This is a genomic window from Rhizobium sp. ERR 942 (assembly GCF_007828395.1).
Classification (GTDB): Bacteria; Pseudomonadota; Alphaproteobacteria; order Rhizobiales; family Rhizobiaceae; genus Rhizobium; species Rhizobium dioscoreae.
The window spans coordinates 1,119,929-1,134,156 of record NZ_VIUA01000001.1 but is presented as its reverse complement, the minus strand read 5'-3'; the positions used below and the strand labels follow the sequence as shown (position 1 = coordinate 1,134,156).

The 14,228-nt window shown below is 60.3% G+C and carries 13 protein-coding genes; 9 read left to right on the top strand and 4 right to left on the bottom strand.

Annotation, left to right across the window (positions count from 1 at the left end; all coding sequences use genetic code 11):
• Positions 1–42: 42 nt before the first annotated feature.
• Positions 43–297, bottom strand: a complete 255-nt coding sequence (locus FBZ97_RS05670) for a hypothetical protein (protein ID WP_069613112.1) — start codon at positions 295–297, stop codon at positions 43–45.
• Between the two features lie 106 nt (positions 298–403).
• Positions 404–1,597 (bottom strand): extensin family protein, encoded by a 1,194-nt coding sequence (locus tag FBZ97_RS05665; protein WP_145317097.1) that lies wholly within the window; start codon positions 1,595–1,597, stop codon positions 404–406.
• 241 nt (positions 1,598–1,838) lie between these two features.
• On the opposite strand from FBZ97_RS05665, the gene FBZ97_RS05660 reads away from it, so the two are divergent.
• From FBZ97_RS05660 to FBZ97_RS05635, 6 genes are all read left to right on the top strand, one after another.
• Positions 1,839–2,228, top strand: coding sequence for an acyl-CoA thioesterase (locus FBZ97_RS05660; RefSeq protein WP_145317095.1), 390 nt, complete (start codon positions 1,839–1,841; stop codon positions 2,226–2,228).
• A gap of 4 nt (positions 2,229–2,232) precedes the next feature.
• Positions 2,233–2,823: a hypothetical protein gene (locus FBZ97_RS05655; protein WP_113249267.1), complete on the top strand. Its 591-nt coding sequence runs from the start codon at positions 2,233–2,235 to the stop codon at positions 2,821–2,823.
• A 122-nt stretch (positions 2,824–2,945) separates the two neighbouring features.
• Positions 2,946–4,538 carry an SEL1-like repeat protein gene (locus FBZ97_RS05650; RefSeq protein WP_145317093.1) on the top strand — a complete coding sequence of 531 codons (1,593 nt, stop codon included), beginning with the start codon at positions 2,946–2,948 and terminating at the stop codon, positions 4,536–4,538.
• 43 nt (positions 4,539–4,581) lie between these two features.
• Positions 4,582–5,652 carry an SEL1-like repeat protein gene (locus FBZ97_RS05645; RefSeq protein WP_145317091.1) on the top strand — a complete coding sequence of 357 codons (1,071 nt, stop codon included), beginning with the start codon at positions 4,582–4,584 and terminating at the stop codon, positions 5,650–5,652.
• 151 nt (positions 5,653–5,803) lie between these two features.
• On the top strand, positions 5,804–6,640 hold the full coding sequence (locus tag FBZ97_RS05640; RefSeq protein WP_145317090.1) for an RDD family protein: 837 nt from the start codon (positions 5,804–5,806) through the stop codon (positions 6,638–6,640).
• A gap of 101 nt (positions 6,641–6,741) precedes the next feature.
• On the top strand, positions 6,742–7,257 hold the full coding sequence (locus FBZ97_RS05635; protein ID WP_113333058.1) for a hypothetical protein: 516 nt from the start codon (positions 6,742–6,744) through the stop codon (positions 7,255–7,257).
• 53 nt (positions 7,258–7,310) lie between these two features.
• Here the strand turns inward: FBZ97_RS05635 and FBZ97_RS05630 are convergent, their stop codons facing one another.
• The gene (locus FBZ97_RS05630) at positions 7,311–8,561 is read right to left on the bottom strand and encodes an MFS transporter (protein ID WP_113333057.1); all 1,251 of its coding nucleotides are present in this window, start codon (positions 8,559–8,561) and stop codon (positions 7,311–7,313) included.
• Positions 8,562–8,844: 283 nt separating this feature from the next.
• On the opposite strand from FBZ97_RS05630, the gene uvrB reads away from it, so the two are divergent.
• The 3 genes from uvrB (at position 8,845) to FBZ97_RS05615 (ending at position 13,494) form a co-directional block, all read left to right on the top strand.
• On the top strand, positions 8,845–11,631 hold the full coding sequence (uvrB, locus tag FBZ97_RS05625; RefSeq protein ID WP_145317088.1) for an excinuclease ABC subunit UvrB: 2,787 nt from the start codon (positions 8,845–8,847) through the stop codon (positions 11,629–11,631).
• 196 nt (positions 11,632–11,827) lie between these two features.
• A complete protein-coding gene (locus FBZ97_RS05620; protein WP_113354575.1) occupies positions 11,828–12,283 on the top strand; it encodes an SRPBCC family protein in 456 nt (151 codons plus the stop codon).
• 158 nt (positions 12,284–12,441) lie between these two features.
• Positions 12,442–13,494 carry an adenylate/guanylate cyclase domain-containing protein gene (locus FBZ97_RS05615; protein WP_145317633.1) on the top strand — a complete coding sequence of 351 codons (1,053 nt, stop codon included), beginning with the start codon at positions 12,442–12,444 and terminating at the stop codon, positions 13,492–13,494.
• A gap of 36 nt (positions 13,495–13,530) precedes the next feature.
• Here FBZ97_RS05615 and FBZ97_RS05610 read toward each other — a convergent pair whose 3' ends face one another.
• On the bottom strand, positions 13,531–13,923 hold the full coding sequence (locus FBZ97_RS05610) for a deaminase (RefSeq protein WP_246661697.1): 393 nt from the start codon (positions 13,921–13,923) through the stop codon (positions 13,531–13,533).
• Between the last annotated feature and the right edge of the window lie 305 nt (positions 13,924–14,228).

Sequence of the window (14,228 nt, the reverse complement as noted above, 5' to 3'; positions counted from 1 at the left end):
GGCTTTTTTCTTTTTGCCAGCTTACGATCTGGAAAACGACCGCTACCAGTTGCCATTGACGCCGCAGCCCGCCGGCGGCAGCGTCTTGTGCTCGAAGCGTGCTTTCAGCATCGCACAACCCTTGTCGCGAATGGGTCCGGGCATCATGGAGTTGAGACCGATGCCGACTTCATCGAACGGATCGTCAGCATAGGCGACATAAGCGTACCAGCGGCCGCCGATGACGATAATGATGGCAATCAGTGCAGCAAGGAGCGCCCTTCCCAGGCTTTTCTTTCGTCTTGGTACGTCTTCCATGGACCCCTCTCTGGCACTCAATGCGCGCAATTGAGCGCGATTCCGTCGAAAGGTAAATCAGCTTTCCCGTTTGACAAGTGTAGATGCTGTTCCGGCAAAGGGCCAATCAAAGGCTGCAATAGCGCCGGCCGCCCTTTCGGTCCCTGAGGTCGAAATGAAAGTGGTTCCAGTGCTCCGGATTGCTGCCCGGACCAAGCACGGTATCGAAATAGCGGCAGCTGTCGCTGCGTACCGCCTTGAGCAACCGCCCTTCCCGGAAGGAAAACAAGCCCTTCTTCCGCACGTCGATCACATGGCCATTCTTCAGGATGAAGGTGCCGACATCAATCGCGTTGCCATGCGCATGTTCCGACATCGGATTATAGCGTTGCCGGCTATTATTCATCCGCCGGCAGGAATAGCCCCCGAGCGGTACGATCGTGCCGATGCCGGTCCAGTAGCGCGTGCGTGCGGCTGGGGCGAGTTCGTTCTTCACCCATTTGGCGAAGGCGAGCGTCACCTGGCAATTCAAGGTCACCGCCGGTCGGACCGCGATATTGCCGGAAAGGCCGCTCAGCGAAACCGGATAGGGAACCTGACATGCAGGACCGTTCGAGATCGCCGGCTTGTCGGTATAGACGACGCCCATGCGCTGCAATTCCTGACGGCAGGCGATTTCCGAAGGCGGCATCATCCCCGGCGTTGATTGCGGCGCTTCGAACTGCTGATCGAGGCGCGGTATCGGATTTTCGACACGGGGCAGCATCGCAACCTGCGTTCCCGGCAACTGCCTCGGTATCCGCGACTGATTGAGCTCGGCCTGCGCGGCCGAGCGCTGCACGACCGAGCGGTTGGTCTGTACTGGCGCATCGGTGCCGATGCCGTCGACCACGGGCTGGTCGGACTGACCTTCGGCAATGTTCTGTTGCTCCTCCTGCGCCAATCCGACCACCGAGGCGGATTGCGCCTCCTCACTCGGACCGACGCCAAGCTCGGCGTCCATGTTGACGCCCTGGGAGGGAATATCCGACTGCTGCGCTAAGCCGGCTTCGACATCCGTCGTGGTCACCGCCTCACCCGTTCCGCTGGAACGAAGGGGACCGCCGCTTTTGTAATTGCTCGACGCGGAAACGACGGGATCCTGTACCCCTTGGTAGGCGAATTGCCTTTGCGGCACGCTGCGATGCGGCTTGATCGAGCCGACGCGCGAGGAGCTGTCGATGCCAGAAGGCGGCACGAGGCTATCTGCCGTACAGGCGACCAGCGCCGACGACAACAGCAATGGCAGCGCGACCCGCCGTAGAATGGGTAAAATGGCCATAGTCCTGATCCGCTGCCCCAGCCACGGTCGGTAACGATTACAAATCCTAAATGGGAAGGGTGAACGAAAGCTTACCGCAGGGGTCCCGCTGTTTTACAACGGTACCGCGTGAGCATGGAATCGCCTGAAGCAAAGCGCGTGACCCACATGAGTCCTCCATGGAAATGTCAGCATGGCTTTTCCATCGCGGCAGGATTGCATAGGCTGATTGTCGGAATCGACCGTGGACAGGAGCAGAAGAATGAATGACAGCGTCAAACCGAGAGGCGAGCTGACATTGCGCACGCTCGCCATGCCCGCCGACGCCAATCCTGCCGGCGATATTTTCGGCGGCTGGGTCATGGCGCAGATGGACTTGGCAAGCGGCATCCGCGCAGCCGAGCGGGCGCGTGGACGCGTGGTCACGGCAGCGGTCAAGGAGATGGCCTTCGAACTGCCGGTCAAGATCGGCGATACGTTGAGCGTCTTCACCGATATCGAACGCGTCGGCCGTACCTCGATCACGCTGAGCGTCGAAGCATGGGCACACCGCGCCCGTTATAACAGCCTGGAGAAAGTCACGGCTGCGATCTTTATCATGGTCGCGCTCGATGAAAGCGGCTTGCCGAAGGCTGTACCAGAGGAGAGCTGACGCGATGGATTCCGCGCACACACCGGAAGTCTATGTCTATATCAGGACGGTCATGAGCATGGTGATCGGCCTTTCGCTCGCCCAGCTTCTGACCCGGCTTGCCGGATTCGTGCAGGCGCCGGGCAAGAACAAGATCTATCTCGTCCATATCGGCTGGGTATTGTCCATGTTCCTCTTCATCATCCATTTCTGGTGGTGGGAGTATCGGCTGCAATCCGTCGCGCAGATCAATTTCGGCGTCTACCTCTTTCTCATCTGCTTCTGCTGCCTCTTCTATTTCCTCTGCGTATTGCTCAATCCGCCCTCGGTCGAGGACTATGGCGGCTTCGAGGAATATTTCATCTCCCGCCGCCATTGGTTCTTCGGCCTGCTCGCCGTCACCTACGCCGTCGATCTCATCGACACATTGCTGAAGGGAGAGGCCTATTTTCGTTCTCTCGGCTGGGAATATCCAATACGCAATGTCGTTTATGTCATCCTGTGCATCATTGCCTCGATCACCGCCAACCGGCGCTTCCAGGCGGCATTCGTGATCGTCGGGCTGATCTATCAGATCACATGGATCTTCCGCCTCTACGACGTGCTTCCGGTATAGCGATCCCATCGTCCGGGGGCATTAAATCCACTGCTATTTGGGTTCCTGCGATCCCTTGGCCAAGACATCGCCATATTGTTCAGATCGATTACGGTCTGGGACGCAGGTGGGAGACTGAAGCCTTGAAGACAAAGAGCTACGCATTGGGGTTGGCGCTCGCTCTTTCGCTGCCCTGGCTTGCTCACGCCGAGGATCCCGCCCCTGGCCCCGCCAATACGAAGATCGACCTGAAATACTGGGTGGAATTCGCAAAACAGGGCAACGCGGCGGCCCAATATGGTCTCGGCTATCGCTACGCCAATGGTGAGGGCGTAGATCAGGATGATGCTGAGGCCGTCGATTGGTATCGAAAATCGGCGGACCAAGGCAATGCGCAGGCCCAATATGCATTGGCCTACATGTATGCCAGCGGCCGGGGCGTCGACACCGATCTGAAACAGGCAAATGACTGGTATTTGAAGGCGGCGCAAAACGGCAATGCCGATGCTCAATATGCCATCGGCTATTCCTATGCCAATGGCCGCGGTATGGCCGTCAGTAATGAAAACGCCGTCACCTGGTACCAGAAATCCGCCATTCAGGGACAGGCGCAGGCGCAATATGCGCTCGGCTACATGTATGCCAATGGCCTTGGCGTGCGTCAGGACGAGGCGATCGCACTCGGCTGGTATCGCAAAGCGGCCGACCAAGGCCGGCCCGATGCCCAGTACGCCATCGGCTATATGTACGATAACGGCCAAGGCACGGAAGAAAACCAGGAGCAGGCCGTCGCCTGGTATAAAAAGGCCGGCGACCAAGGAAGCGCGCAAGGCCTGTATGCGGTCGGCTATGCCTATGCCAATGGCAAGGGTGTCGAACGGAATGATGCCGAAGCCTATTCCTGGTATATGAAGGCAGCGATAAAAGGACGCGCTGACGCGCAATACGCCGTCGGCTACAGTCTTGCAAACGGGATAGGCGTCGCCAGGGACTACAGGCAGGCACTGCAATGGTATCGCAAAGCTGCCGATCAGGGCCGCCCCGACGCCCAATATGCCATCGGCTACCTCTATGCCAACGGCCAGGGCGTGAAGACCGACGATGACAGCGCGGCGAGATGGTATCGCAAGGCCGCCGAACAAGGCGACGCACAGGGTCAATATGCCCTCGCCTACATGTATGCTGGCGGCCGCGGCGTTGGCAGGGACTATGGCAAAGCCTTTGACTGGTACCAGAAGGCTGCGAGCCAGGGTCACGCTGACGCCCAATACGCACTCGGCTACATGTACGAAAACGGTCAGGGGACGACAGCTGACAAATCGGCCGCCGCAAGCTGGTACCGCAAGGCGGCCGACCAGAACAATTCACAGGGCGAATATGCCCTCGCCTACCTCTATTATCAGGGCGCCGGCGTTCCCAAGGACTATGGCCAAACGGTCGCTCTCTTTCGCAAAGCAGCCGATCACGGCGACGCCCGGGCGGAATACGGTCTTGGATATCTGTATTATAACGGCTATGGCGTGCCTAAGGACTCCAAGATTGGTGCGGACTGGTTCAACAAGGCGGCGGCTAAGGGATTGCCGGAAGCGCAGCATGGACTCAGCTACATGGAAGCCAATGGCGACGGTCCGATCAAGGATCTTGGACCGCTTGGACAAGGGGGCGCCGGCAAAAAGGACTCGGACGTCAGCACGGGCTGGCTCTTGTTTCATTTGCTGATGGTGCTCGTGCCTTAGAGCTCGGCATCTTATTCAACGAATTTCGATTGAGGGGTAAATCGTGAATTGGAAGAAGGGGGCAGCAGGTTTGCTCTTCGCGCTGGCGTCCATGGGAACGGCACAAGCCGATGTCGGACGAAACAGCTACGATCGCGGCGATATCAAATCGGGCTTGGATTACTGGCGCCCCCTGGCAAACAAGGGCAACGTTGCCGCACAGCTGAAGCTCGGACAAATGTACGAGGACGGCAACGGCGTCGAAAAGAATCTTACGCTCGCCCTCAGCTGGTACAAGAAGGCGGCCGATCAGGGCAATGCCGAAGCGCAGTTCAATATCGGCACCATGTACGACCAGGGCGAAGGCGTCACCGCCGACAAGAGCCAAGCCGTTGTCTGGTACAAGAAGGCTGCGGCACAGGGATACCTTAATGCACAATATAATCTCGGTGTCGTCTACGACACGGGCCAAGGCGTAGCGCAGGATAAGCCGCAGGCCTTTGCCTGGTACAGCAAGGCCGCCGAACAGGGCGATGCCGATGCGCAGTTCAATGTCGGCACCATGTACGACCAGGGCGAAGGTACGGACAAGGACAAGAGCAAGGCCGTCACCTGGTATCGCAAGGCGGCCGAGCAGGGAAAAGTCGAGGCGCAATACAATCTGGGCATCATGTATCGCGACGGCGAAGGCGTCGCCAAGGATGGCGCTGCGGCCTTCTCCTGGTTCAAGAAGGCCGCCGAACAGGGCGATGCGAGCGCGCAGTTCAATATCGGTGCCATGTATGCGGATGGCGACGGGATCAGGCAGGATGATGCCCAGGCAATCGTGTGGTTCCTGAAAGCGGCGGCGCAGAATGATGTCAAAGCCGAATACAATCTCGGCGTCATGTTCCGCGATGGTGAAGGCGTCACCAAGAACGGTCCGAAGGCGATCTACTGGTTCGAGCGGGCAGCCGAACATCGCTATGCCGATGCCGCCTACAATCTAGCCATGATGTACCGTGACGGCGATGGCGTCGCTGCGGATGCGGGCAAGGCGGCCGAATGGTTCCGCAAGGCAAAGCGCCTGGGCTATGACGGCAACGCGGACGGCGAACAAGATGAGCCATCCGGCGGACAGACCATTCCGATATGAATGAATGCAAGGGACGATCGGTATCGCGGGGGCCTATCCGTCGCCTGCCTTCGCTCCCAGCGAATCGCAGCAAAACATGCTAATGCGCTCAACTTGAAGTGAGTGATGCGACGTGGTGGGCGTCGTGACACGCGCTAAGCCGGGGGGAACCATGAGTTTTGCTGCTTCCGATCATCAAATGAGCTCTCTGCCGCGTCGCCATTTTTGGCGGCGGCTCGGCGCCTACACGGTCGATATCGTCATTTTCCAGGTCGCTTTTACCCTGCTGTTTCTCGTGCTGTCGGCGGCCACGCCGTGGGACTTGACCTTGCCGCTTCTTCAGAAGCAACAATGCGAAGAAGCAACTTCGGCGCCTCTCGTTGCAAAAGTGGAGGCCGAATGGCCGCTGCAGCCAGGCGAAGTGAGGAGCAACCAGCTTTGTCGCATATCCTGGCTGGGCAGCAATGGATACACGGTCTTCCTTTCAATCGTCGCATCGCAGCAGGGATCGGCCACATTGAAGCGCGCCTTTTCCATACCCGTCGACGGCAACGGCAATCCGGTCGATCCGAATATCGCCGCAAGGCCGACCTCGAGCGTCGTTCTGCTGTTCCTTCCCTTCGCCTTCGCCCTTTGCTCCATCGGCGGCAAGCGGACGCCAGGCAAGCGATTGACCTCGCTGCGCGTGACAACGGTGGAAGGCGACACCCTGCCCTTCGGGCTTGCCGCCAAACGGGAAATATTCAAGTTTCTGCCATTGATCCTGGTCGCCACAGTCAATCTGGTCGGCCTGTTTCTGCTGCCCTCATATCAGCCTCCGATCGATCAGCTGATTCAGCAGGCGCGCGATACCAACCTTCTCAGTGCCATCGGCTTCTTCGCCTTGACGGGAGCGTTGGCGCCGCTTCTGTTCGTATTCGCGCTCATCTGGTGGGCCTTCCCATTCATCGTGTGGCGCGGCCAAACTTTCTACGACCGCTTCTGCGACACCATGGTCGTCAAGGCGTAACCATCAAAATCTGGGGGATTGCCTTGACGGACGAAGAGATGGAAGACTGTCGCCGCGCCAGGCCTGATTTGCTGCTTCTTCTTTTCAGAGGATAGATTGCCGTGAACCTGAAATATCTCATGCCCCCCTTCTCGCTTCTGCCGCCGCTTCGCATGGTTTTACTGGCCTCGGCGGTCGTGTTGCCGCTCTCTCCGCTTCCGATAGCGGCGACACCGGCAGAGGCCGCGCCAGGCTCGTGCTGGTCGCTGCTGCAGAGCAAATTTGGGCCGCAGATCGAGAAGTCGGTGAACGAGGCCGATCCCTGCAAGAAACTGCCCGGCGTCGATCACAAGGACAAGTTCGAGGTGAAGTCGCTCGATGTCTGCGACGGCCCGAACGGTGGCGTCCAGATCAATGCCCATGCCGAGATGGCCTGCAAATCGCATGGCGTATTGAAGACGACGATCAAGGGTGAGCTCGACGCCTCCATGACCGTCGACGTCGGCGCATGCCACATCACCGACCTGCACCTCGGCATCAATGGCCCGATCGGCGAACTGATATCCTCGGTCGGCGGGCTGCAGGAGCTCGCCCGCGGCTTCGCCCAGGCCAAGATCTCGGAAATTTGCGGAAAATAGACGAAAGGGCCGACAATATCAGCCGGCCCTCGCGACCTTGATGGCGAGTCTGTTCAGGCCCTTATGGCGCTATCCGCTTGGCCTTCATCCTTCCCGCCGAACCGAATACCCTTCTTCTCGAAGCCAAAGCCGGCGAAAACAGCAACGACCACAGCCACGATGCAGGCCACGATCAACAGCGCCAGCGCATAGTCGCCGTTCCATTGCTTGGCAAGCCCCGCCTGGATCGAGGCATTGCCCGAAGCCAGCAGATTGCCGAGCTGATAGGCAAATCCGGGGAAGGTGCCGCGCACCTCATCCGGCGACAATTCGTTGAGATGCACGGGAATGATGCCCCAGGCGCCCTGGACGAACAGCTGCATCAGGAAGGCGCCGATTGCGAGCATGACCGGCCCCTGACCCCAGACCCAGAGCGGAGCGACGGGTATGGCCAGCAATGCCGCGATAACAATTGTCCGCCGCCTGCCCCAACGCTGCGACAGGGAACCGAAGGTCAGGCCGCCGACAATCGCGCCGATATTGTAGACGATGGCAATGGCGCCGACCGTATAGGAATCATATTGCCGCTGGGTTTCCAGGAAGGTCGGATAGAGGTCCTGGGTGCCGTGACTGAAGAAATTGAACGCGGTCATGAGAAGCACGGCCCAGAGAAAGAGCGGAATATTCTCACGCAACACAGTGAGGAACGGCCGTTGCGGCTTGGCCTGCCGCTGAAGGAAAGCCGGAGATTCCTCCACATTGCGCCTGATATAGAGCACCAGCAGCGCCGGCACCGCGCCGACGAAGAACATGCCGCGCCAGCCGATGATCGGGAACAGCAGAAAGAAGACGATCGAGGCGAGCAGATAGCCCGAGGGATAACCAGCCTGCAGGATACCGGACACAAGGCCGCGCGAGTCCTCGGGTATGGTTTCCATCACGAGCGACGCACCCACACCCCACTCCCCGCCCATGGCGACGCCGAAGAGCGCGCGCAGCACGAGGAACATCGTCAAGCCGGTCGAAAAGCCGGTCAGAAATTCGAAGACGGAATAAAGCAGCACGTCGACCATCAGGGTCGTGCGCCGCCCGAAGCGGTCCGCTGCGAGCCCGAAGATCAGGGCGCCCACCGGCCGCATGGCAAGGGTGAGGAAGATCGCCACGGCAACCGCGGGGACATCCGTGTGAAATTCCTCGGCTATATGCTTAAGAACGAAAACCAAAATGAAGAAATCGAAAGCGTCCAATGTCCAGCCCAGATAGGCTGCGATCACGGTGTTTCGTTGCTGGGGGGACAGGGAACGTAAGCTATCCAATGCGGTCATCATGATCCTCCGACCGGATGGCGGCGGCGAGGCGGGCAATACCGGATGCCGTCGAAGCTGGGGGAACCCGGCACTGGCCGGGCATGTCGACGTTGCGGCTGGCTCCTCCCTTGGCGCCTGCGAGGATCGCGCTATGCGGACTTTGGATCAGCGATAACGCATCGGCCGCCCTTGGGTTGTAACATATTTGACATCGCCGGCGAATGGAAAAATCCGCCATTTTGTTTCCCTTTTGTACTCTTTACCCCTTCACATCTGCGCGATCTGTCGCCATATTCGCCCCATGGCCAAATCATCGAAAAAATCCTCCGCCCCGAACGGTTTCGAAGAGGCGCCGCAGGCACCGTTTGAAGGCGCGCCGCTCAGCGGCAGCGTTGCCGACTGGGTGAAGCAGCTCGAAGCCGATGCGGAAGCATCGAGCGTCGAAACCCAGCGCGAGATTGCCTCGAAGGCCGGCAAGCACCGCAAGAAGGTGGAGATCACCGCCGGCAAGACCGCGCGTGGCGTCTCCATGGGTGGGTCGACCGACCCCAAAACGCGCGCCGCCGCAGGCCTCAATCCCGTCTCCGGCCTCGATATCGCGCTTGAAGATGCCGACAAGATTTCGACGAGCGGCGTAACGGCGACGGTAGAAGCCCTGTCGAAGCTGATCGAGAGCGGCAACCCGCTGCATAAGAACGGCAAGATCTGGACTCCGCACCGCCCTGCCCGCCCGGAAAAATCCGAAGGCGGCATCGAGATCCGCATGGCCTCGGAATACCAGCCGGCTGGCGACCAGCCGACGGCGATCCGCGATCTCGTCGAAGGGCTGCAAAACGGTGACCGCAACCAGGTGCTGCTCGGCGTCACCGGTTCCGGCAAGACCTTCACCATGGCCAAAGTGATCGAGGCGACGCAGCGCCCGGCCGTCATCCTCGCGCCGAACAAGACGCTGGCGGCCCAGCTCTATTCCGAATTCAAGAACTTCTTCCCGGATAACGCGGTCGAGTATTTCGTCTCCTACTACGATTACTACCAGCCGGAAGCCTATGTGCCGCGCTCGGACACCTATATCGAGAAGGAGAGCTCGATCAACGAGCAGATCGACCGCATGCGCCACTCGGCGACGCGTTCGCTGCTGGAACGTGACGACTGTATCATCGTCGCCTCGGTCTCGTGCATCTATGGTATCGGCTCGGTCGAGACCTATACGGCCATGACCTTCCAGATGAATGTCGGCGACCGGCTTGATCAGCGGCAGCTGCTGGCCGACCTCGTGGCGCAGCAATACAAGCGCCGCGACATCGACTTCACGCGCGGCTCCTTCCGTGTACGCGGCGACACGATCGAAATCTTTCCGGCCCACCTGGAGGATGCCGCCTGGCGCATTTCCATGTTCGGCGACGAGATCGACGCCATCACCGAATTTGACCCCCTCACCGGCCAGAAGACCGGTGACCTGAAATCGGTGAAGATCTACGCCAATTCGCACTATGTAACACCGCGCCCGACGCTGAACGGCGCCATCAAGGCGATCAAGGAAGAGCTGAAACTGCGCCTTGCCGAGCTGGAAAAGGCAGGCCGCCTGCTGGAAGCGCAGCGCCTGGAGCAGCGTACCCGCTATGACGTCGAGATGCTGGAGGCCACCGGCTCCTGCCAGGGCATCGAAAACTATTCGCGCTATCTGACCGGTCGCAATCCCGGCGAGCCGCCGCCGACGCTGTTCGAATACATTCCCGACAACGCCATCATCTTCATCGATGAAAGCCACGTCACTGTGCCGCAGATCGGCGGCATGTACCGAGGCGACTTCCGCCGCAAGGCGACGCTGGCCGAATACGGCTTCCGTCTCCCCTCCTGCATGGACAACCGTCCGCTGCGCTTCGAGGAGTGGGACGCCATGCGCCCCGACACGATCGCGGTGTCCGCAACGCCGGGCGGCTGGGAAATGGAACAATCCGGCGGGGTCTTCGCCGAGCAGGTCATTCGCCCGACCGGCCTGATCGATCCGCCAGTCGAGGTTCGCTCGGCCCGCACGCAGGTCGACGACGTACTCGGCGAAATCCGCGAAACGGCTGCCAAGGGCTATCGCACGCTCTGCACCGTGCTAACCAAGCGCATGGCGGAGGACCTGACGGAATATCTGCACGAACAAGGCGTGCGCGTGCGCTACATGCACTCCGACATCGACACGCTGGAGCGTATCGAGATCATCCGCGATCTTCGCCTCGGCGCCTTCGACGTGCTCGTCGGCATCAACCTGCTGCGCGAAGGTCTCGATATTCCGGAATGCGGCTTCGTCGCCATCCTCGATGCCGACAAGGAAGGCTTCCTGCGCTCGGAAACCTCGCTGATCCAGACGATCGGCCGCGCCGCGCGTAACGTCGACGGCAAGGTCATCCTCTATGCCGATACCATTACCGGCTCGATGCAGCGCGCCATGGACGAAACCAATCGCCGGCGCGAAAAGCAGATGGCCTACAACAAGGAACACGGCATCACGCCGGAATCGGTCAAGGCGAAGATTTCCGACATTCTCGACAGCGTCTACGAGAAGGACCATGTCCGCGCCGATATCGGCGGTGCCTCCGGCAAGGGCTTTGCCGATGGCGGCCATCTCGTCGGCAACAATCTGCAGGCCCATCTCAACGCATTGGAAAAATCCATGCGCGATGCCGCCGCCGACCTGGACTTCGAAAAGGCGGCACGGCTGCGCGACGAGATCAAGCGCCTCAAGGCCGTCGAGCTCGCCGCCATGGACGATCCGCTGGCCCGCGAGGAGGCGAAGAGCCTCGAAAGCCGCGGTTCCGCAACGGGCAAGCGTGCGCCGCCAGCGCCGGATTCCCGATCCTACTTCGCCAAGCCTAACCTCGACGAAATGGGTCCGGGCAGCGATGCCGGCACGCCGCTCTTCCGCAAGAATACGCTGGACGAAATGACCGTCGGCCGCACCGAAAAGCCTGTCACGGGCAAGGTACCGGACAAGCCGATCACCCGGGCAAAGCCGGGGGTCGGCTCCTATGAGGACCCGGTGGACGAGAAGCAGCGCAAAGGACGGACAAAAGGCAAGACGGGGCGACCGGGGCGATAAAGCGACCTAGATTATCGGATATCTGCGCCCGACGCTGCCGATTTACGAAGGCTGAGAGGCCTGCGAACATGGCAATTGCTGACGAGGCCGCAGCCGCTACATGCCATCATCTGAATAGGCCCACGGGGGAGACGGAAGGCGCTTGAGCGCATATCGGGCCGGTGGGAAGCGATAGCAAACCTGGGGAGAAAGACTGATGTCCGAGCCTTTGATCGTCCGTCGCGAGACCCATGTCTCGGCGCCGCCTGCAGCCATATTCGCATTGCTGACCGATCCCGAAAAGATCCTGCGCTGGATGGGCACGGAAGCGCGGACGGAGCCGCAGCCCGGCGGCATCTATCTCGTCAATGTCACCGGCGCCCGCGTCGCGCGCGGCTCCTTCCGCGAGGTCGTGCCGGTGCACCGCCTCGCCTATAGCTTCGGCTGGGAAGGCAGCGAGGAAGTGCCTCCCGAATCGACCCTCGTGGAGATCGACCTGATAGAGCAGCCGGATGGAACGCTGGTGCGTCTCACCCATACCGGCCTGCCAACCGTTGAACAATGCGAAGCGCACGCAAAGGGTTGGGCGCATTATCTTGACCGCATGGCCACGGTAGCCGCAGGGCGCGATCCCGGCCCCGATGTCATGCGCGGTCATGATGGCAGGAGCTGACGCGACTTTGGACGCGGCGTCATCGGGCTAGATGCTCGATGGCAGCGATATCGCCGACCGGCGACAGCGATTGCCTGTGTCGTTTTGCTTTTCAACGCGGCCGGCATGGCCTCACCGGCACGGATGACAGCCGGCAAGCGCCATGGCATGATCGCCGCATGGATTTGCCCGCCTCCCTTGCCTGGCTGGTCGACGAAGCCGGCACCTCGCCCAGCCCCGAACGCTTTCTGGCCGATCTGGGCGGACACTTGCTGACTGCCGGTCTCCCGCTTGCCGGCAGTGCCCTGACGCTTGCCGCACCACATCCGATCATCACGCAGCATACATGGCTCTGGCGCGCCGAAACCGGCGCGGTGACTGAAGCTCTCGGCTTCGCTGGCACGACACTCGGACAGGCCGGCCGCGATTGGCTGGGCGATCTCGGCCCGATATGCGAAGAAACGATCGGGATTGCGCCCGGCAACTCTGTGCTTGCCTGGGCCGGCACCCGGCCCTTCACCGCCTTCGAGGCGGAAAACCTGCGCGAGATCGCCCGCTTTGCCACTGCCCCCTTGGCGGGGTTGGCCGCCCGCGCCACTTTATCGACCCTGCTCGAAGCCTATCTTGGCCGCCGAAGTGCGGCGCGGGTGCAGGCCGGTGCACTCAGCCGCAATAGCGGCGAGACCATCCGCGCCGCCCTGCTCTGCGCCGATCTGCGGGATTTCACCGCCCTTTCCGAAGCGACGGAACCGAGCGTCATGATCGCGGCACTCGATGCCTGGTTCGACCGCGTCGCCGGCGCCGTGCATGCCTTCGGCGGCGAAGTGCTGAAATTCATGGGCGACGGCGTACTGGCAATTTTTCCGGTAAGCGGGACCCCGAAGGAAGCCTGCGAAGCGGCCTTGCGCGCCGCCACCGCCATACGCGCCGGCATGGCACATCTCGACGCGACGCGGGCGAGCCAGGGCCTGCCGCCACTTCCGTTTGGGGTAGCGCTGCATTTCGGCGACATGCTCTGGGGCAACATCGGCGCCGCCGACCGGCTGGACTTCACCGCCATCGGTCCCGCCGTAAACCTCGTCAGCCGACTGGAGGGCCTCTGCAAGCCGCTCGGACACAATATCCTCGTTTCGGGGTCGGTCGCAGCCGAGACAACGATGCCGCTTCTGCCCTTAGGGAGTCATGAGCTGCGGGGGATTGCGGAGGCTTGTGCTGTGTTTACGCCGAGCTAGAGTTGGTATCCCGCACGCCGGTCCAGGAGCATGCGCTCAGCCTTGTAATGCGGGAGGATCGGCTCTCACGGCTGCCTGAAAATACGAAGCACCGCCCGTCAGCCAGAATTCCTCGGTCGTCGTCTCAAGAAACTTCGCAAACAGTTCGCACGCTTCCTGGCGGCGAACGCCTCCGACGACTTCTACCGCTCTTGAAATATGCCTCGGGGGAGAATTCTCCAGTTTCGTATGCGCGCAGCCACCATATGCATCGGACATGGCAAAGACGAGGCGGCTTATAGGTAAATGGAGCATGGTGCCGAAGCACATGATGCAAGGTTCCAGCGTTGTATAAAGTGTCAGCTTATCGCTTCGCGACAAGGTGTAATCACCAGTAAATACCTGATGAAACAGGTTCATTTCCGCATGATTCAGGTGATTCGATATCATGTTTTATGCGCCCGCCCCAAAATCCGGCTTCCCGCCACTAGGACTGCGCCAACGGGAAAGACGCCTTTCTCTAGAGCGGCTTCTGCCTCTTCCAAAGCCAGCCCCATCACATCAACATCGCTCAATTCTGCCACGCGCCCACCTAAGCGTCCGTTATCAAGGGTTGTAACCTCGGAAAGTACCGACTTTTACAAGACCTGCAACGACTGCCTCTTTTACAAAATCAATTTTGACCTGAGTTTCAGGAATAGGCAGCATCCTTATTATATGGGCTGAAAATAGTGGATTCGTTGGGCAATCGAGGT